The organism is Amycolatopsis sp. NPDC005232 (assembly GCF_040607795.1).
Taxonomy (GTDB): domain Bacteria; phylum Actinomycetota; class Actinomycetes; order Mycobacteriales; family Pseudonocardiaceae; genus Amycolatopsis.
Window position 1 is genome coordinate 199,718 of sequence record NZ_JBEXHL010000004.1, and the last position, 18,833, is coordinate 218,550.

Annotated in this window: 16 protein-coding genes; 12 read left to right on the plus strand and 4 right to left on the minus strand. The window is 70.5% G+C overall.

All coding sequences use genetic code 11. The features are described 5' to 3' along the window. Window positions 1-7 precede the first annotated feature (7 nt). The 4 genes from ABZU76_RS10420 (at window position 8) to ABZU76_RS10435 (ending at window position 4,814) form a co-directional block, all read left to right on the plus strand. Window positions 8-781, plus strand: coding sequence for a cytochrome c biogenesis CcdA family protein (locus ABZU76_RS10420; protein WP_354867153.1), 774 nt, complete (start codon window positions 8-10; stop codon window positions 779-781). Next, on the plus strand, window positions 778-2,394 hold the full coding sequence (locus ABZU76_RS10425) for a cytochrome c biogenesis protein ResB (protein ID WP_354867155.1): 1,617 nt from the start codon (window positions 778-780) through the stop codon (window positions 2,392-2,394). The genes ABZU76_RS10420 and ABZU76_RS10425 overlap by 4 nt, the downstream gene beginning before the upstream one ends. 3 nt (window positions 2,395-2,397) lie before the next feature. Then, the gene (gene ccsB / locus ABZU76_RS10430; RefSeq protein WP_220245960.1) at window positions 2,398-3,375 is read left to right on the plus strand and encodes a c-type cytochrome biogenesis protein CcsB; all 978 of its coding nucleotides are present in this window, start codon (window positions 2,398-2,400) and stop codon (window positions 3,373-3,375) included. 89 nt (window positions 3,376-3,464) lie between these two features. After that, window positions 3,465-4,814, plus strand: coding sequence for an AAA family ATPase (locus ABZU76_RS10435; RefSeq protein WP_354867158.1), 1,350 nt, complete (start codon window positions 3,465-3,467; stop codon window positions 4,812-4,814). 147 nt (window positions 4,815-4,961) lie between these two features. Here ABZU76_RS10435 and ABZU76_RS10440 read toward each other — a convergent pair whose 3' ends face one another. Both ABZU76_RS10440 and ABZU76_RS10445 read right to left on the minus strand, forming a co-directional pair. Continuing rightward, the gene (locus tag ABZU76_RS10440) at window positions 4,962-6,515 is read right to left on the minus strand and encodes an MFS transporter (RefSeq protein ID WP_354867161.1); all 1,554 of its coding nucleotides are present in this window, start codon (window positions 6,513-6,515) and stop codon (window positions 4,962-4,964) included. A gap of 113 nt (window positions 6,516-6,628) precedes the next feature. Further along, window positions 6,629-7,381: a GntR family transcriptional regulator gene (locus tag ABZU76_RS10445; protein WP_354867163.1), complete on the minus strand. Its 753-nt coding sequence runs from the start codon at window positions 7,379-7,381 to the stop codon at window positions 6,629-6,631. A 155-nt stretch (window positions 7,382-7,536) separates the two neighbouring features. Between ABZU76_RS10445 and ABZU76_RS10450 the strand changes: the two genes are divergently transcribed. Together ABZU76_RS10450 and ABZU76_RS10455 are read left to right on the plus strand one after the other, a co-directional pair. Then, complete coding sequence (locus tag ABZU76_RS10450; protein WP_354867165.1) at window positions 7,537-8,580, plus strand: SIS domain-containing protein; 1,044 nt, start codon at window positions 7,537-7,539, stop codon at window positions 8,578-8,580. After that, window positions 8,577-9,578, plus strand: coding sequence for a BadF/BadG/BcrA/BcrD ATPase family protein (locus ABZU76_RS10455; protein ID WP_354867168.1), 1,002 nt, complete (start codon window positions 8,577-8,579; stop codon window positions 9,576-9,578). The genes ABZU76_RS10450 and ABZU76_RS10455 overlap by 4 nt, the downstream gene beginning before the upstream one ends. 107 nt (window positions 9,579-9,685) lie before the next feature. Here ABZU76_RS10455 and ABZU76_RS10460 read toward each other — a convergent pair whose 3' ends face one another. Next, complete coding sequence (locus ABZU76_RS10460; protein ID WP_354867170.1) at window positions 9,686-10,354, minus strand: DUF3159 domain-containing protein; 669 nt, start codon at window positions 10,352-10,354, stop codon at window positions 9,686-9,688. A gap of 276 nt (window positions 10,355-10,630) precedes the next feature. Between ABZU76_RS10460 and ABZU76_RS10465 the strand changes: the two genes are divergently transcribed. From ABZU76_RS10465 to ABZU76_RS10490, 6 genes are all read left to right on the plus strand, one after another. Further along, window positions 10,631-11,458 carry an SGNH/GDSL hydrolase family protein gene (locus tag ABZU76_RS10465; RefSeq protein ID WP_354867173.1) on the plus strand — a complete coding sequence of 276 codons (828 nt, stop codon included), beginning with the start codon at window positions 10,631-10,633 and terminating at the stop codon, window positions 11,456-11,458. Between the two features lie 85 nt (window positions 11,459-11,543). Continuing rightward, entirely contained in the window at window positions 11,544-12,284 is a 741-nt protein-coding gene (locus ABZU76_RS10470; protein WP_354867176.1) for an OmpA family protein, read from the plus strand. Between the two features lie 5 nt (window positions 12,285-12,289). Next, window positions 12,290-12,736: a hypothetical protein gene (locus ABZU76_RS10475; RefSeq protein WP_354867179.1), complete on the plus strand. Its 447-nt coding sequence runs from the start codon at window positions 12,290-12,292 to the stop codon at window positions 12,734-12,736. Window positions 12,737-12,829: 93 nt separating this feature from the next. Continuing rightward, the gene (locus ABZU76_RS10480) at window positions 12,830-13,306 is read left to right on the plus strand and encodes a hypothetical protein (protein ID WP_354867181.1); all 477 of its coding nucleotides are present in this window, start codon (window positions 12,830-12,832) and stop codon (window positions 13,304-13,306) included. Continuing rightward, entirely contained in the window at window positions 13,303-14,187 is an 885-nt protein-coding gene (locus ABZU76_RS10485) for a hypothetical protein (RefSeq protein WP_220244693.1), read from the plus strand. The genes ABZU76_RS10480 and ABZU76_RS10485 overlap by 4 nt, the downstream gene beginning before the upstream one ends. Window positions 14,188-14,739: 552 nt before the next feature. After that, window positions 14,740-15,390 (plus strand): DUF4190 domain-containing protein, encoded by a 651-nt coding sequence (locus tag ABZU76_RS10490; RefSeq protein WP_354867184.1) that lies wholly within the window; start codon window positions 14,740-14,742, stop codon window positions 15,388-15,390. Window positions 15,391-15,957: 567 nt separating this feature from the next. Here the strand turns inward: ABZU76_RS10490 and ABZU76_RS10495 are convergent. Further along, the gene (locus tag ABZU76_RS10495) at window positions 15,958-18,720 is read right to left on the minus strand and encodes a BTAD domain-containing putative transcriptional regulator (RefSeq protein WP_354867187.1); all 2,763 of its coding nucleotides are present in this window, start codon (window positions 18,718-18,720) and stop codon (window positions 15,958-15,960) included. Window positions 18,721-18,833 lie beyond the last annotated feature (113 nt).

Consider the following 18,833-nt stretch of genomic DNA (forward strand, 5'->3'; position numbering starts at 1 on the left):
CAAGTGCGTGAACTCCGTGTCCGAGCTGGCGATCTCCGGACCGCTGCTGCTCGCCGCGGGCGTGGCGTTGCTGGCAGGCGCGATCTCGTTCGCGTCGCCCTGCGTGGTGCCGCTCGTGCCCGGGTACCTGGCGTACCTGGCGGCGCTGGTGGGAGCCGACGCGCCGGCGGTGAGTGCCGACGAGGAACGCAAGAAGGGCCGCTACGCCGTGCTCGGCGCCGCGGGTCTGTTCGTGCTCGGGTTCACCGTCGTGTTCGTCGCGACGCTCGGCACGCTCGTCTGGCTCGCGGACACGTTGCTGATCAACCAGGACCTGCTGCAGCGCATCGGCGGCGTGCTCACGATCGCGATGGCACTGGTGTTCCTCGGCTGGATCCCGGGCCTGCAGCGAGAGGTCCGCTCGCACCGCGTGCCGGGCGGCGGGATTTGGGGCGCGCCGCTGCTGGGTGCCGTGTTCGGCCTCGGCTGGACGCCGTGCATCGGCCCGACGCTCTCGGCCGTCACGAGCCTCGCGAGCGCCACGGGCGGCGCGGCCGCGCGCGGGTACCTGCTGGTGCTCGTCTACTGCCTGGGCCTCGGCCTGCCGTTCCTGCTGATCGCGCTCGGCGCCCGCTGGGCCGTGCGCGCCACCGACTGGCTGCGCCGCAACGGCCGCCGAGTGCAGCTCATCGGCGGCGGGCTGCTGATGGTCGTCGGCATCCTGCTCGTCACCGGACTCTGGGGAGACGTCATGGGCTGGCTCCGCAACTCCGTCGCCTCGAACCTGGTGTTGCCACTGTGACCACCACTGAAGCGCCCCCGGCCAGCCCGCAGCACCCCTACCGGCCCTCGGCCGGCAAGCAGCTGCTCGCCTTCCTGCGCAACACCTGGCGCGGCCTCACGTCGATGCGCACCGCCCTCGTGCTGCTGTTCCTGCTGGCGCTCGCCGCGCTGCCCGGCGCCCTGCTGCCGCAGAACCGGCTCAACGCGGCCAAGGTCGACGAGTACATCACCAGCCACGGCTGGTGGGGCACCCTGCTCGACAAGCTGGAGTTCTACGACGTCTACTCCAGCGTCTGGTTCTCGGCGATCTACCTGCTGCTGATGATCTCGCTCATCGGCTGCCTCACGCCGCGCAGCTGGGACTACGTCAAGCAGATGCGCGCGAAGCCCGTGCTGACGCCGCGCAACCTGGCGCGCATGCCGCACCACCGCATCGTCCGCACCTCGCGCACGCCCGAGTCGATCCGCGAAGACGTGCGCAAGCAGCTGTCCGGCTGGCGCAAGATCGAGCGGGATGAAGACGGCGCCGACGGCGGCGGCTACAGCATCTCCGCCGAACGCGGCTACCTGCGCGAGACCGGCAACCTGCTCTTCCACTTCGGCATGCTCGGCCTGATCATCTTCTTCGCCCTCGGCAAGCTCTACAGCTACGAGGGCCAGGTCATCGTGCAGGCTGACGGCAGCCAGTTCTGCAACTCCGGCATCTACAACTACGACTCGTTCGAAGCCGGACTGCGCATCGACGGCACCGACCTCGACGCGTTCTGCGTGAAGATCAACGACTTCACCGCGCGCTACACGCCCAGCGGCGAGGCCGACTACTACCACTCGAACATCCAGTTCCAGTCGGGCGACGACCTCAAGACCAACACCTGGCAGCCCTACAACCTCCAGGTCAACGACCCGCTGCGCACCGCGGGCGACCGCGTCTACCTGCTGGGCAACGGCTACTCGCCCCAGTTCACCGTGACGTTCCCGAACGGCGAGCAGCGCACGCAGAACACGCAGTGGCGGCCCACCGACACGACCACGATGCTCTCGCAGGGCGCCACGAAGTTCGACCAGCCCGGCATCACCGACGAGATCCAGCGGCGCACCAAGCAGCTCGCGATCACCGGAGTGCTCGCGCCGACGTCGTTCGTCCACGGCGGGATCCTCACCTCCACCGCGCCCGAGCTGAACAACCCGATGGTCGCCGTCGACGTGCTGCGCGGCGACCTCGGCCTCGACGCGGGCCGCGGGCAGTCGGTGTTCGAGGTCGACCAGGGCCGCGTGGCCGACGGGCGCCTCAAGCGCGTCGCGCGGCAGAACCTGGCCATCGGCCAGTCGGTGACGCTCGACGACGGCACCAAGGTCCGCTTCGACGGCGTGAACAAGTGGGTGAACCTCCAGATCTCCCACGACCCCACGCAGGTGTTCGTGCTCGGCTTCGCGATCGTGATGTTCGTGGGCCTGGGCGGATCGTTGCTGGTCAAGCGGCGGCGGGTGTGGGTGCGGGTGCGCCCGGGTGACGACGGACACGCGGGTACCGTGATCGAGGTCGCCGGGCTGGCGCGCACCGATCAGGCAGGGTACGGCGAAGAGTTCCAGCGGATCAGCGAACGGCTGGTCACGGGCCGGAAGGGCAGCTGAGGCATGCAGATCAACGAGACGTTGTCGCAGTACAGCGACTGGTTCTACACCACCACGGTGGCGATCTACGTCCTCGCGCTCCTGCTCTCGCTGTTCGAGCAGGCCTTCGGCGCGAAGGGCCGCCAGGCCCACGCGCGCAGCGCGCAGAAGTCGCTGGTCGGCGCCGGCGGGCCGGTGATCGAGGACGCCGACAACCCGGCCGAGCCCGAGGCCCCGCGCGAGGTCGGCCGCGCCGAGCGCATCGGCCGCATGGGTGCGTCGCTGCTGGTGCTGGGCGCGCTGCTGCAGCTCACCGCGATCGTGCTGCGCGGCCTCGCCGTGCACCGCGCGCCGTGGGGCAACATGTACGAGTACGGCATGGCGGTCACCTTCATCACGGTGGTCGCGTGGCTGATCGTGATCCGGAAGTTCCCGGTGCGCCACCTCACGGGCTTCCTGCTGCTGCCCGTCGTGATCCTGATGTTCATCAACGGCACGCTGCTCTACACGGTGGCCGCGCCGGTCGTGCCCGCGCTGCAGTCGTACTGGCTCTACATCCACGTGTCGGCCGCGATCATCGGCTCCGGCGTGTTCCTGGTGCCCGGCGTGGCGAGCGTGCTCTACCTCTTCCGCACCGCGTATGACCGCAACCCGGCCAAGTTCCCCGGCTTCGGCCCGAAGCTCCCGGCCGCCGACGTGCTCGACCGCATCGCCTACCGCGCCACGATCGTGGCGTTCCCCATCTTCACCTTCGGCGTGCTGTGCGGCGCGGTGTGGGCCGAGGCTGCGTGGGGCCGGTTCTGGGGCTGGGACCCGAAGGAGACCGTCGCCTTCATCGCGTGGGTCGTTTACGCCGCCTACCTGCACTCCCGCGCCACCGCGGGCTGGCGCGGCACGCGGGCGGCAGTGATCAACATCGTCGGTTTCGCGGTGACGATCTTCAACCTGTTCTTCATCAACCTGGTGACTGCCGGACTGCACTCCTACGCAGGGGTGAACTGACCGGGGGTCCACGCGGTTCGTAACACTCCACCCGACTACCGTCGATACCTGAGGATCCAGCAGGCGGTGCGATCGGGAGGTTGGCAGCGGTGACCGGACCCAGCGAAGAGGCGGCCACCCGGGCGGAGTCCGGCGGTGTTCCAGGGCAGCCCGAGCAGGCTCAGGCACAGCCCGAACCCACACCGGAACCGGCGGCCGAACTGTTCTCCGACGAACGCACGGACTCGACGCCGCACCCGTCAGCGGACGCGTACGAGGCCCAGCCGACTCAGGTCGTGGCCTCGCCCAACCCGAACTCGGGTCCGCACGCCGTGCCGGGTCAGCCCGTCGCGCAGGTGGCCCAGCCGGCGCAGCCCGGCCAGGTTCCGCCCGGGTACGCGCAGCAGCAGTACGACCAGAACCTTCCGCCGTTGCAGCCGCAGCAGCAGTACCCGCCCGCGGGTTACCCGCAGCAGCAGCAACCGCAGCAGCAGCCTTCGGTCCTGCCGCAGCCGGGCGGCCGGCACTCGGCCGTGCCCGACGACCTGACCACCGCGCACCTGGTGAAGCAGGCGAAGCGCACGCCGCAGTCCGGCTGGCGCAAGGCGCTGTTCGTGGGCACCGGCAAGCTGCTCAACCCCGGCGAAAGCCCGGCCGACACGCGCCGGCGCGAGCTGATCGCGCGCGTGAACCAGCCGCTGCGCGGGTGCTACAAGATCGCGATGCTGTCGCTCAAGGGCGGCGTCGGCAAGACCACCACCACGACCACACTGGGCTCGACCTTCGCGTCGCTGCGCGGCGACCGCGTGGTGGCCGTGGACGCGAACCCGGACCGCGGCACGCTGTCGCAGAAGATCGCCATCGAGACCACGGCGACCGTGCGGCACCTGCTGCGCGACGCCGAGAAGATCACCCGCTACAGCGACGTCCGCTCATACACCTCACAGGGTTCGAGCCGGCTGGAGATCCTCGCCAGCGAGCAGGACCCGGCCGTGTCGGAGGCCTTCTCCGAGACCGACTACCGGCGCACGGTCAACCTGCTGGAGCACTTCTACAACATCGTGCTCACCGACTGCGGCACCGGCTTGATGCACTCGGCGATGAAGGGCGTGCTCGACGTCGCCGACTCGCTCGTGGTCGTCTCGTCGGGCTCGGTCGACGGCGCGCGCAGCGCCTCGGCCACGCTCGACTGGCTCGAGGCCCACGGCTACGGCGACCTGGTGAAGCGCTCGGTCGTGGTCATCAACTCCGTGCGCCCGAAGGGCAGTTCGGTCGACCTCGACAAGCTCTCGGCCCACTTCGGCGCGAAGGTCCGCGCTGTGTGCCGCATCCCGTTCGACGCGCACCTCGAGGAGGGCGCGGAGGTCGAGCTGGAACGCCTGGGCGGCGACACGCGCCTGGCGCTGCTGGAGCTGGCGGCGACGGTGGCCGACGGCTTCGGGGCGCAGCAGTACCGCTGAGCCAAGATCAACCTCACGTCACCCTGGCGCGAAGCCACCCCAATGTGGCGTTCGGTGCGCTCAACGCACCGAACGCCACATTGGGTGCGCTCAACGCAACCAACGCCACATTGGGGTGGTCGGGGCCGGGGTGGTCGGGGAAGGGGGTCAGTCGCGCGCCGGGCCCGGGCGGACGTGGGTCGGCGGTCCGTCCACCCCGCACGAGAAGCACTCGCCGAGGTGAGGCGACTCGTCGTCCACGGTCCGCTTGGCCTCGGGCCCGGCCGCGCCACCGGAGGCGTCTCCGGAATCGTCCGGCGAACCGAGCACTCCGTTGTGAATCCCCAACGCGATGAGGCCCCCGGCGATCGAAAGGACGGCGCAGATGAGCAGTGCCATGCGCCAGCCGGACGTCAGCGCGACGGGGTCGCGGTAGGCCGAACCGGTGAGTCCGGCCGCCGCGGGGAGCACCGCGACCGCAAGAAGACCACCCGTTCGGGCGATCGCATTGTTCACTCCGGACGCGACACCGGCGAAGCGGTCGGGGGCCGCGGCGAGCACCGTCGCGGTCACCGGCGCCACTGTGCAGGCCAATCCGAGGCCGAAGACGACCACCGCGGGGAACACCGAACCGAGGTACGAGGACCCCGGTCCGACGCGGATCAGCAGCAGCATGCCGACGCCGATCACGATGGGTCCGACCACCAGCTGCAGGCGCGGGCCGATGCGCTGGGCCAGCGCGCCCGAGCGGCCCGAGAGCAGCAGCATGATGATCGTGATCGGCAGCCCGGCAAGGCCCGCGAGGGTCGGCGGGTAGTTCAGGGAGACCTGCAGCTGCAGGACCAGCAGCATCATCACGGCGCCGAGGGCGGCGTAGACCACGAAAGTGAGTGCGTTGGACAGCGTGAACGTCCGGTCGCGGAAGAGGCTGGGCGGCACGAGCGGTTCTCGGGAGTGGTGCTGCAGCCAGAGGAACACGCCCAGCCCGGCGATGCCGGCGACCAGCGCGATCAGCACGATCGGGTCACCGATGCCGCGGCCGGGCGCTTCGACCAGCGCCCCGGTTATCCCCGCGAGCCCGATCGCGCCTGTCGCGGCGGCCGTGAAGTCCGGGTGGCCGGTGGCCGTCTCGTCGCGCGACTCGGGCACGAACTTGAGCGCCATCAGCACCACGACGATGGCCAGCGGCAGGTTGATCAGGAACGCCAGTCGCCAGGACCAGACCTGCACCAGCACGCCGCCGAGCAGTGGTCCGATCGCGGCGGCCAGACCACCCAGCCCAGACCACGCGCCGATCGCGCGCGCCCGGTCGTTGTGCGCGAACGACGACTGCAGGATCGCCAGCGAGCCCGGCGTCAGCAGCGCGCCGCCGATGCCCTGGATGATCCGGAAGACCACCAGCTCCGTGGTCGAGGTGGCGATCGAGCACAGCCCCGAGGCGACGCCGAACCAGACCACGCCGATCAGGTACATGCGGCGCCGGCCGTAGCGGTCGCCGAGCGAGCCGGCCACGAGGATCAGCGCGGCGAGCGCCAGCATGTAGCCGTCGAGGATCCACTGCAGCCCGGCAACCGTGGCGCCGAGCTCTTCGCCGATTCGGGGCAGCGCGACATTGACGATCGTCCCGTCGAGCATGGCCATGCTCGAGCCGAGGATCGTCGTCCACAGCACCCCGCGCGCCAGCGGGGTGCCCCAGCGGATCCCGCTGTCCGTCGTCGTCACAGCGCGATCACCACGCACGCTCGAAAGTCATGCGCACACGGTGTCGCGACGCCGGTCCGGACGCAACCACCCACGCCCGGCCCGGCGACGGCTCGCGGGCCCGCCGGCCCGCCTCACGGCAGCAGCGTCGTGACGAACTTGTAGCGGTCGCCGCGATACACCGAGCGCGCGAACTCCACCGGCTTGCCGTCGGTGGCGAACGAGTGCCGCGTCAGCATCATCACGGGCATGCCGACGTCCGCGCCGAGCATCTCGGCTTCCTGCGGGCCGGCGAGCGACGTCTCGATCGTCTCCTCGGCGCGCTCGAGCTCGACGCCGTAGTGCTCACGAAGCACTGCGTAGAGCGACCCTCCGGCCGAGATGTGCTTGCGCAGCCCGCGGAAGCGCCCGAGCGGCAGGTGCGTCGTCTCCAGCGCCATGGGCTGGGAATCGGCCAGCCGCAGACGACGAAGGCGAAGAATTTTCGCACCCTGACGGATCGCGAGCAGTTTCGCGAGTTCGCCCTCCACGGGCAATTCCTCGAGTTCGAGCAGTTTCGACGACGGCTTCAGGCCTTGCTTGCGCATGTCCTCCGTGTACGAGGACAGCTGCAGCCGCTGCGCGAGCTTCGGCTCGGCAGCGAACGTGCCCTTGCCTTGAACGCGGTGCAAGCGGCCCTCGGCCGTCAGGTCCGCCAGCGCCTGCCGCACGGTGGTGCGCGACACGGTGAACTCGCCCGCCAGCGCCCGTTCCGTCGGGATCGGCGAACCCGGTGGCATGGCGTCGAGCAGATCCAGCAGGTGCTGTTTCAGCGCCCAGTACTTGGGTTCGCGCTGACCGCGCACACCCGCCGTCCCCGCCTCACTCGCGGGGGATGTCTCCAACATGACCGGCTCCCTCAGCTTTCCCTCACTATCGCGCCACTTCCCCGTCAAGAAACGTACCCTTCACCACAAACGCTCCGCCCGGCTAGCATTGGTCTAGACCTGACCGCACGCCGCTCAGCACACCCGGGGCTCCGGTCCCGGCGGAGAGGAAAGTGATGACCCAACAACATCCCGGCGAGCACATGGCCGCGGAAATCTCGGAGCAGCCTGCCGTACTGGCCGGGCTCGTCGAGCGGCAGGGGGAAATAGCCGAAGTAGCTGAAAAGATTTCACAAAAGCCGCCCCGTTTCGCCTTGCTCGCCGCGCGGGGTTCGAGTGACCACGCTGCTTTGTACGCCAAGTACCTGATCGAGGTACTCCTGGGTCTTCCCGCGGGTCTCGTGTCACCGTCCACCGCGACGCTGTACGGCGCACGGCCAGATCTGAAGGACGTGCTCTTCGTCACCGTGAGCCAGAGCGGCGGCTCGCCCGACCTCATCGAGGTCACCGAAGCCGCCCGTCGCCAGGGCGCGCTAACGGTGTCGGTCACGAACACGCCGGACTCGCCGCTGCGCGCGGCGGCCGAGCTGGGCGTGGACATCGGCGCCGGTCTGGAGAAGGCGGTCGCCGCGACCAAGACGTACTCCGCGACGCTGCTCGCGCTGTACCTGTTCATCGACGCCGTGCGCGGCGGCAAGGCGGCCGACGCGCAGAAGCTCGGCGACCTCGCCCAGCAGACGCTCGACGGCGCAGCCGAAGGCGTGCAGCGCGCAGTGGACCGCTACCGCTTCGTCGACCGCGTGCTCACCACCGGCCGCGGTTACTCGTACGCGACCGCGCTCGAGGGTTCGCTGAAACTGGCGGAAACGAGCTACCTCGCCGCCCGCGCGTACAGCGGCGCGGACCTGCTCCACGGCCCGGTCGCGGCTGTCGACGGCGAGACCGCCGTGCTCGCGGTGACGAGCGCGGGCCACGGCGGCGAGGCGATGGGCGAGGTGCTCGAGGCCGTCGGCAAGCGCGGCGCCGACGTGCTCGCGGTCGGATCCGCGTCGGCCGACGTGCCGGCCGCGCTGCGGATCCCCGTGGCGGAGACGGCCGAGGAGCTCGCGCCGATCCTGGAGATCCTGCCGATCCAGCGGATCGCGCTCGGGCTTTCGCTCGCGCGCGGCGGTGACCCGGACAGCCCGCGCGGGCTGCTGAAGGTGACCAAGACCCGGTGAGTCTCGTTGTGGGCGTGGACGCCGGTGGCACGTCGACGCGAGCGATCGCGGTCGACGCCACCGGCGCCGTGCTCGGCTCGGCGACGGCCGGCGGCGCCAACCCCAACTCGCACCCGCCGGCAGAGGCGGCCGCGCGCATCGCCTCGGCGATCGAGCGGGCGCTGGGCGGGCGCACGGACGTGCGCGCCGCCGTGGTCGGGCTGGCCGGGGTGAGCAAGCTGTCCGACCCCGCCGTCGCGGCGGTGTTCGCCCGGGCGTGGGCACAGATCGGTTTGGACGGTGCGGTTCGGACGGTGGCCGACGCCGAAGTCGCGTACGCGTCGGCGACGGCGGCCCCCGACGGCACCGTGCTCGTGGCGGGCACCGGCTCGATCGCCGGCCGCATCCGCGAACGGCGGATGACCGCCACCGCGGGCGGCTACGGCTGGCTGCTCGGCGACGAGGGCTCGGCGTTCTGGCTCGGGCGCGAGGCGGTGCGATCCACTTTGGAGGCGCTCGGCCGCGGGGCGGAGCTCACCGGGCTGCCGGGCGCCGTGCTCGCCGAGGCGTTCGGACCGTCTGCTGTGGACTCCCGGGACGACGTGGCCACTTCAGACAATCCCGATTTTCCTAATTCGCTTGTCACGGAAGCGAATCGGTTGGCCACGGCGCGTGCGCTCATCACGAAGGTCAACGCCGAAGCGCCCGTCCGGCTCGCCCGGTTCGCGCCCCTCGTGAGCGCCGCGGCGGCCGCCGGAGAAGCCTCCGCAACGGAAATCGTGGCCAGGGCAGCCGATCTTCTGGTCGCCACGGCCCTCGCCACGCGCGACCCGGGCGAGAAAACTCCCGTGGTGCTCGTGGGCAGCGTCCTCACGGGAACGGGTCCGGTGGGACCGCTCGTGACGGCCGGCCTGGCCGGGCTCGAAGTGCTGACCAGCTCCGACGGAGTGCTCGGCGCCGCGTGGCTGGCCGCCGTCGACGCCTGGGGAGAGACAGCGGTGCGGCCTTCGGCAAGGTGAATACGACCAAAACCTGGTTCGAAGTGTTCAAACCGTCGACTCAACCCCTCCGGTCCGGGTACCGTAGGCATCGGCCCCCGGACCCTCCCCCCTCGCCGGGGGCCGCCTTATGTCCTGGGTCCGTCTTCCGAACCCGGTTCCGGCGTGAGCCGCAGGCCCGGGTGCCCGGCCGGCAACGCCTTGTACAGCACCCAGCCACTCACCGCCACGGTCGCCGCGACCAGTGGCCACGAGAGCGCGGTGCGCGCGATGCCGAGAGCCACCACCTCCCCGGCCCACCACAGCAGGCCGTAGACCACCACACGGATCAAGTACTGCAGCACCCACACCCAGCTCGCCCACGAGTACGCGCGCAGGAGTGCGGGGTCACGGCGCCAACGCGTCTTCTGTCCGATCAGGAGCCCCACGATCACGCCCAGCAGCGGCCACCGCACCACGATGCTGGCGGCGAAGAGCAGGGCGCTCGCGGCGTTGGAGAGCAGCTGCAGCAGGAAGAAGTCCTCCGCGCGACCGGTGTGCAACGCGATGAGCGCGGCGATCACCACAGCCGCGAGGCTCACGACGACGGCGCGCGCCTTGTCGCCGCGGATCAGCCGGTAGGCGCCGAGCGCCACCGCGACCCCGATGGCGACGATCGCACCCCACGAGATCGACTGCCCGGTGGCCAGCCAGCCGACCACGAAGGCCACCGGCGGGATGCTGGCGTCGATCGCCCCACGGCGGCCACCGAGGATCTGCGCGAGCGACTCGCGCGCAGGCGTCGTCTCGTCCGTCACATCCCCAGCCTGCCGGATACCGGGGCAGCAGGCCCGAAGCGGGAGACCTTCGCCACACAGCGTGTCCGTTCAGTGCTCGACTGAGCGGTTCATCACCCCGGATCGAGGTGAAATTCGCGTAATACGGGCGCGCGAGGAGACGACAAGATAAGAGACTGTGTCTTCCGGCTGAATCAGGGGTGGCAGCCGGGAAGGTACGGGGACGTCCGATTGTTAGTTGTGGTGTACAACTTAACGCGGGGTAGGCGCGGTCAGTCCGGGGAAGGGGATCCCAGCGTGTACGGAATCGACAGCTACGTGGCTATCGGTGACAGCTTCACCGAAGGCCTCAACGACGAGCTGCCCGACGGCTCGTTCCGGGGCTGGGCCGATCGGCTTGCCGAGATGCTCGCCGGGGGGCGGCCGGACTTCCAGTACGCCAACTTGTCGCTGCGCGGCAAAATGCTCGACGAGATCATGGACGAGCAGCTGCCGATCGCGCTCGAGATCAAGCCCGACCTGGTGACGCTGTGCGCGGGCGGCAACGACGTGATCGTGCCGGGCGCGGACGTCGACGCCATCGCGGCCCGCTTCGAGGCCGGCGTGGTGAAGCTGCGCGAGGCCGGCATCCCCGTCGTGATCTTCAACGGTCCCGACACCAAGGCGCTCTCCGTGATGAGCGTGCTGCGCGGCAAGATCGGCATCTACAACACGTACCTGTGGGCGATCGCGGCCCGCCACGGCGCGAAGATGGTCGACCTCTGGACCATGGGGCCGCTGCACGACCGCCGCGCCTGGAGCGACGACCGCCTGCACTTCACGCCCGACGCGCACCGCCGCATCGCGCTGCTGACCGCCGAGGTGCTCGGCCTGCCCGTGATCGAGGACTGGCGCGAGCCGTACCCGCCGACTGCGGAGCCGACCACGTGGATCACCTCGCGGCGCTCGGACCTCAACTGGACCAAGGCGCACCTGCTGCCGTGGATCCGCCGCCAGCTCAAGGGCGAGTCGATGGGTGACGGGCTGTCACCGAAGCGGCCGCAGCTCTCGCCGCTGGTGCAGGCCGAGGCCGCCGCGCTGGAGCTCGACGTGCGCGACTTCCAGGGCAACGCCACCGCGTCCTGACCACCGGCACAGTTCGGGCGAGCGCCACCCGAATGGCGCGCCCGACCAGGTCGCCAACGGGCCGTGACCGGCCTATGGTCCCTTTATGTCCGGTGCTCGCGGTTGGCTCCGCCTGATCCCCGTCGCGCTGCTGGTCACGGCTGTGCTCGCCGGGGTGGTCACGTGGGTGCGGGCTGACGGGATCGAAGGCGACCTCGCCGGACGATCACGCTCCGCGCTCGCCGCGGCCGGGATCCGGGGCGGCGACGTGTCGTTCTCGGGCCGGCAGGCGACGTTGTCGGGTTTCCCGGCGGACCAGGCCGGGCGTGCGCTGGGGATCGTGCAGGGCGTCGAAGGGGTCGAGTCCGCGGAGGTTTCCGGTGGGGCGGCCCCGAAGCCGCCGTCCGTGACACCCACACCGCCTTCGACGACGAGCCCGCCGCGCAGTAGCAGCAGCGCGCCGCCGACCACGACTTCGTCTGCGCCGCCGACCGATCGCGCCGGGGTGCAGAAGGAACTGGACGCGCAGCTGGCGGACACGCCGATCGAGTTCAAGCCGAACACCGCGCAGCTCACGCCGGCGGGGACGCAGGCGGCGCGCGCCGTCGCGAAGCTGCTGAAGGGCGCGCCCGACGACCTGCGCTACCGCATCACCGGGCACGTCGCCGCGGGTCCGGGCGGGCGCGCGGCGGCGGTCCGGCTTTCGCAGACCCGGGCGCGAGCGGTGATGCGGCTGCTGACGGCCGGCGGAGTGCCGGCGAACCGGCTGCTCGTACGGGGAAGTGGCACGGCCGCGCCGGGCGAAGGTGGGGACCGGCGCGTCGAGATCACAGTCGAAGAGAGGTGATGGGGATGCTCTGGCTCTTCGGGCAGATTTGGCTGTGGCTGCTCATCGCGTTCCTGCTGGGGGCGCTGGTGATGTGGCTGATCATGCGGGCGGGACGGCCGAAGCGTTCTCGTGAGCCTGCCGCTTCGGCTGCGGGCGCGGACTCGACGTCGGGTTCGTTGCCTGCCGTCCCGGAGCCGAGCGACGCCGAGCGGACCCAGTACATCCCGGTGCCGACCTACGACTACGACGAGCAACCCGAACGCGTCTACAACGACTACCCCGCGGTGGACCCGGACGAGCCGTACGCCCCGGACGAGCCCTCCGGTCACCGCATCGGGCGACTGCCGGACCCTGAACCGCATCTCTCAGGTGACCTGAACTGGCCGGCCGCCGAGGAGCCCGCGGACGAGTGGCCGCACAACGACCAGCCCCGCGAGCCCGCGCCGCGCCGACCTGGGCGAGGTGGCTGACACCCACCTGGTAAGTTCGGCTACGCACTGTGAGCAATGGTGCGAGCGGGAGCCGTGAGCCTCTCGTCGAGGTTCGCGAGGTCAGGAGGTCCGATGGCGCTCCCGCACTGGACGCCGCAGAACCTGCTGCCGCCGGGCCGTCACCAGGCCGATCTCGCCGACATCTACGAGCGGCTCGTGTTCGACGCCCCGCACCAGAACGATCGCGAGATCCTGTTCAGCGCGCTCAACGCCTACCTCGGCGTCGCCCGTCAAGTGATCTCTTCGGGCCGCGCGTGGATCGGCGGCGCGTTCGTGACGCGCACGGGCCACCCGCCGCGCGGCCTCGACGTGGTGCTGCTGCCCGACGAGTGGGGCGCGCTCAAGCGGCTCGACGACGAGGGACGAACGGCGCTGTACGGCCTGCTCACGCTGCGCGGAGTCATCGTCGGGCAGCCCGCGATGTACCTCGAGCAGGTGCAGCCGGTGGGCGGGATGCTCGACGGGTTCCTGTGCCGTCCCGGCGACGAGGACGTGTGGGAGACCGTGTGGGCCGAAGGCGGCAAGGGGTTCCCGGAGATGGTCTGGTGAGGAACGAGTTCCGGCGCATCGCCGACGAGATCCCCGGCGGCACCTGGCTCGACGACCTCGCGCGCGCGTCGGCGATGGCGGCCAACGCGAAGTTCGAGCGCACGTCGCGCTCGCCGCTGCTGCACGTGTCGGTGATCGGCGAGACGCACATCGACGCGTACACGTTCTCCGACATCAGCCGCGCACTGCAGGACGCGACGGCGAAGATCGGGCACATCATCCGCAACCCGTCCAACGAGGTCACCTTCGTCCAGCAGGCCGACCGCGACAAGGCGCCGCTGATCCAGAAGGGTCAGGCGGGCAACGCGATCTTCTTCGGCTTCCCGGAGCCGGCGCTCGACGACGCGCTGATCCACGACGGCATCGAGACGCTTTCCGAGCGCGCGGTCAAGGAACTCTGCGATTTCCTGCCCGCCAACGGTTCCGACGACGGCGCGCTCGACGCGGTGCTGCTGCAGCGCGACACCGTGCGCAACGCGGTGAGCGACATCGTCAACGCGGTGAGCAAGCACGCCGGCATCGGCATGGCGCTCACGCCCACCGCGGGCGAGCACGTGACGCGCAGCGTGACGACCGAGCAGGCGCGGATCCTGCGCGACAGCCTGCGCGAGTCGCGCGAGGCCGTGGGCTACGAGACCGTCTCCGGCCGCCTCGACGGCGTCCGCACGCGGCGGCGGATCTTTTATCTGGAGCGCGAGTCCGGCGGCACGATCCAGGGCGCCGTCGCCGAGGACCTGCTCGACCAGATCAAGGAGAACCTCGACCGCCCGGTGACCGCCCGCCTGCGCGTGGTCCGGACGACGACCATCGACGGCCGCCGCGGCCGCCCGGTGCACGAACTGCTCGAGATCACGCCCGAAGTGAGCTTGTTCGACCACTGATTTCGCGCGGTTTGTTCATCAATCATGCCGATAATCGGTATACGCGGCGCATGCTCAATTGTGGGTTCCCTCGACCAACCAGGTCACTTGCTGGGGCGCAGGATAGTAAATGACCGGTGCGCGTACGACGAGGTGAATAGATGACGTTTTCTGCTACGTAACGATTTCGCCTTCCACTGGTCGGCGTGGGTTAACGTCGTCGCACTTCGACCCGGAAGGCCCCCACGCATGACCTCCCCCGACCCGCGGCACCCGCCCGCCCCTGCGCGCCACGGCCGCTCTTCCGGACGTGCTTCCGCGCCGCCTGGCACCGGTTCCGAAGACCGGGCCCGGGACGGTTCGCGTGGCGCCTCCGAGGGTCATGATTCTGCGGATTCTTCACGGCGGGACAGGGGATCTGCGGATTCCCGCACTGCCGCTTCACACGGTGGCGGATCCGGATCTTCCGGCGATGGTGCCCGCCGTCGTGGACCTTCGGATTCCGGTGCGTGGCGAGCCGAACCCGCCGCCTCCGCCCACCGCGGCGGCTCCTCCGACTCCGGTTCCTGGCGGGTGATCCCACCCGATCCCCGGCTCGCGGCCGCACCCGGTGGTGTCCTGCCCACGCCGCCGAACCGCACACCACCCAAGCCGAAGCCGAACGTGCTCGGCATCGTCGGCCTGGTTCTCGGCCTGGCCGCGATCGCGGCGGCATTCGTGCCGGACTACGGCTTCGTCGCGTGGCCGCTCGCGGGCGTCGGGCTGGTGCTGGGGATCGTCGGCACGGTCCAGTCCACGCGCGGCAAAGCGGGCGGCCGGGGCATCGCGGTGACGGCGGTGATCGTCGCGGTGATCGCGGCCCTGCTGTCGGCCACGATGGTGCTGTTCCCGTCGGTCTTCGGCACCAGCAGCGCCGGCGACCTCCACATCCCGCCGACCCCGGGCGACGAACACAACGTCGACTTCGTCGTCACGTCAGCCGGCGGCGCCACCGTCCGCTACGGCACGCTCAACGACCAGCGCACCGAGTCGGCCCCCGCCAGCACCGACCAGTGGCACGGCCACGGCTCCTTCAGCGGCGGCACCCCGATCCTCAGCCTGACCGCCGACACCGCCAACGCCAGCGTCGTGAACCAGATCTCCTGCACGATCCTGGTGGACGGCAAGACGGTGGCCGACAGCAGTGGTTCGACCATCGCGCTGTGCACGGCGAACGTGGGGTGAGATCGGGGCGGGCTTGGGCTTCGCCGGGGACGTCCGGTTCGATCGCTCGGCCCCGCACTGCTCGAATAACGCCCTCAGGCGCTCCCTCGGGGCCTGGCGGCCGGCCGGCCTACCCCCAAGTCGGCCGGCCAACCGCCACCGAGCCGCTCCTGGCGGCTCTTCCGGACCCGCCGCACGCGACTGCGGATCCGCGGCGCCGGCTTCACAGCCTGCCCCTCCCCTAGGGCTCCGCCGACACCGCCTCCGACCCTACGCGGCCCACACCCCCGGACGCTAAGAAACCACTAAGTATGCCCAGCCAGGGTATCTCCGACCTGCGCAAACGCGGGTGAACGCTGTGCAAGAAACCTCTTGCGCACGCCTCGTGGGCCGATCTTCAACACCGCCGAACCTGGACAAAGCACCCAGCCTCTCAAGGGGTCCTCTTCTCGGTGACCAGCGACGAATCTGGCGGAAAGCGGCGATCAGGACAGAGTTATCCACAAGTCGGCCAAGCTGTGGATAATTCTGCGCGCAGCATGACGAAGGAAGCAGCGCCCAGCGAACTGGTCGAACCAGTCAAACCGCTCACTCCAGCTCAGCAGCCTCCGCCTGCACTTCCGGCACCTGAGCCGGATTCACCCGCCCATACAGCACCGCCGCCAGGGCGTACTGCTCTCGAGCCGACCCAGCCGGCGCCGGCGAAGCGCGCAAGATCCGTGCCAGAGTCACCCGAAGGATCGCCTCGTGAAGATCGAACCCGCGGGCCTGCGCGAGATCGATCCCCTCCCACGCATAACGCGACGCCGTAGCCGAGTCCCCCAAGCGCTGCGACAGGTCGGCCAGGTTGTTCAGCGAAACCACCGCGAAGCTGTCGTTCCCCAGCTCCCGGTCGATCGCCAGCGAAGCCAGCTCATGCGCCACCGCGTCCTCGAAGCGGCCGGCGCGCTTCTCCGTCTCGGCGCAGTTGTTCAGCGCCTGTCCGCGCAGCTCGAGGTCGCCGGTGCGTTCGGTTTCGGCGACGGCCTCCAGCAGGCGGGAGATGCCTTCGTCGTGGCGGGACAGCAGGGACAGCATGCTGCCGAGGTGGATGTTGGCGACCGTGACGGAGCGTTTGTCACCGAGCCGCACGGCGAGGTCCAGGGCGCGTTCGGCGTCGGCGGGGCCGGCCTGGGGCAGCTCGAACGTCAGGGCGATGGCGCAGCGCGAGATGAGCATCCAGCACTGGCCGAGGGTCTCGCCGGAAGCCTCGGCGGCGGCCAGGCCCAGGTCGACGAGGCGGGTCCACTCGTCCAAAAGGGGCCAGACCACTCGGTAGGTGTGCGAAACCCGGGCGAGGCGCCAGACGTCGCCGTACAACGCGGCGGAATACGCGGCGTCCAGCACCACCAGGAGGTTGGACCACTCGGCCTCGAACCAGTCCTGGGCCTCGTCGAACGTGTGCAGCGCCGGGAGGGCGTCGGCAGGCAGGAGGTTCGTCAGGTCGAGCGGGTCGACGATGCGCAGCATGCGGCGGCGGGCCGTGTCGGAGGCGGCCTGGTAGAAGTGCACGGCGCGGGCCAGGACCGCTTCTGTCGAACCACTGTCGAGTTCGGACTCCGCGAGTTCCCTCAGGTAGAGCCGCACCAAATCGTGGGGTGCGAAGACATCGCGGGCCGTCTCGGTCAGCAGGCTGTGGGCCGCCAGGGTGCGCAGGGCGCGGCGCGCGCGGTCGACGGGCATCACCGCCACCGCGGCCGCCAGGTGAGGGCCGACGCGGCGGACCGGCAGGACACCGAGCTGCAGCAGGAGGCGCGCCAGGTCCGAAGGGAGGCCGCGGAAGGAGACGTCGAACGCGGCACGCACGCCGTCGTCGGCGCCGTCGACCTCCAGAGCGGCGAGGCGGGTGCGTTCGTTGCCCAGCTCGTCGACGAGGTCCTGGACGGTCCACTGTGGACTCGAGGACAGCCGCGCGCCGGCGATGCGCAGGGCCAGCGGCAGGTAGCCGCACAAGCGCGCCAGTGCGTGGTTCAGGTCGAAGTCCGCGGGCCCGGCCAGCTCTTCGATCAGGCGCACCGCGTCGTCGGGCGCCAAAGTGCCCAGAACACGCAGCCGCGCCGCGTTCGACACGGCCAGGCCTTCGAGCTTCGACCGGCTCGTCACCACGGTCATCGACCGCGAACCCGGCGGCAGCAACGGCCGCACCTGTTCGGCGGACCGCGCGTCATCCAGCAGCACCAGCATGCGGCGGCCCGCGATGAGCGACCGGTACAGCGCGACGCGTTCGTGCAGCTGCTCCGGCACGTCACCCGTCGCGACGCCCAGGCCGAGCAGGAACTGCGTGAGCAGCTCCGCGGGCTCCAGTGGCGCGTGCCGCGGGTCGAAACCGTGCAGGGAAGCGAACAACACGCCGTCCGGAAAGCGCGCGGCCGCGCGGTGGGCCCACCACACCACCAGCGCGCTCTTGCCGACGCCGGCCGTCCCGGACACCACCGCGACGGTGCTCTCGCCGGTCTCCGCGAGGCCGTCCAGCCACGCCAGCTCGGCGTCGCGGCCGGCGAGCGAAGGCACCGCGGCCGGCAGTTGTGAAGGCGCTTTCACGAGCGCGGAGGCTTCGGGGACGGCGACGTTCAGGTTGTCGTTGAGCACGCGCTCGTGCAGCCACCGCAGGTCGCCACCCGGTTCGACGCCGAGGGTGCGCAGCGTGGCGCGCGAGACCGTGCGGTAGAGCTCCAGCGCGTCGCCGCGGCGGCCGGCGTAGTAGAGCGCGCGCATGAGCTGCCCGGCTGTGCGCTCAGCCAGCGGGTCGGTGCGCACGAGCGGGCTGAGCTCCACGATCAGCTCGTTGTGGCGGCCCAGCTCCAGGTCCGCGTCCACGCGCGCGCCGTGGATCGCGAGGCGCAGGTCCTCCAGTTCTGGCGCCCGCACCGAATCGGGCACTCCGGACAGCGTGGGTCCCCGCCACAGAGCCAAAGCCGAGCCCAGCAGCGTCGACGCCTGCTCCGGCGGCTCCAGCGCGGCGCGGTCCAGCAGGGCCCGGGCGTGGTGCACGTCGATGCGCGCCGGAGCCACCGCGAGCTGGTAGCCGGGCGGGCTCGTGAGGATTTCCGCGACGGAGTCACCGCCCAGGTCGCGCAGCACGCGGCGCAGGTGCGAGACGTTGCCGTGCACGATCGTCCGCGCGGTGGCGGGCGGGTCGTGGCCCCACAGCGCGTCGATGATCTCCTCGAGCGGCACGATCTTGCCGACCTTCAACGCCAGCAGCGCGAGCAGGCCTTTCACACCGGGACCGCCGATGGAAACCGCACGTGCACCGTCGAGAAGCGTGACGGGGCCGAGCAGCTGCACGTGCGCGCCCGCGTTTTCGGCCATGCTCGCGCGCACCTCCCCGGTTGTTTCCGGCGTCTCCCCCGCCAGGAGGCACAACCTACCGTGGTGTTGAGCTGACAGACACAACTCTTTCGTGAACTCCACACGCGGGACAT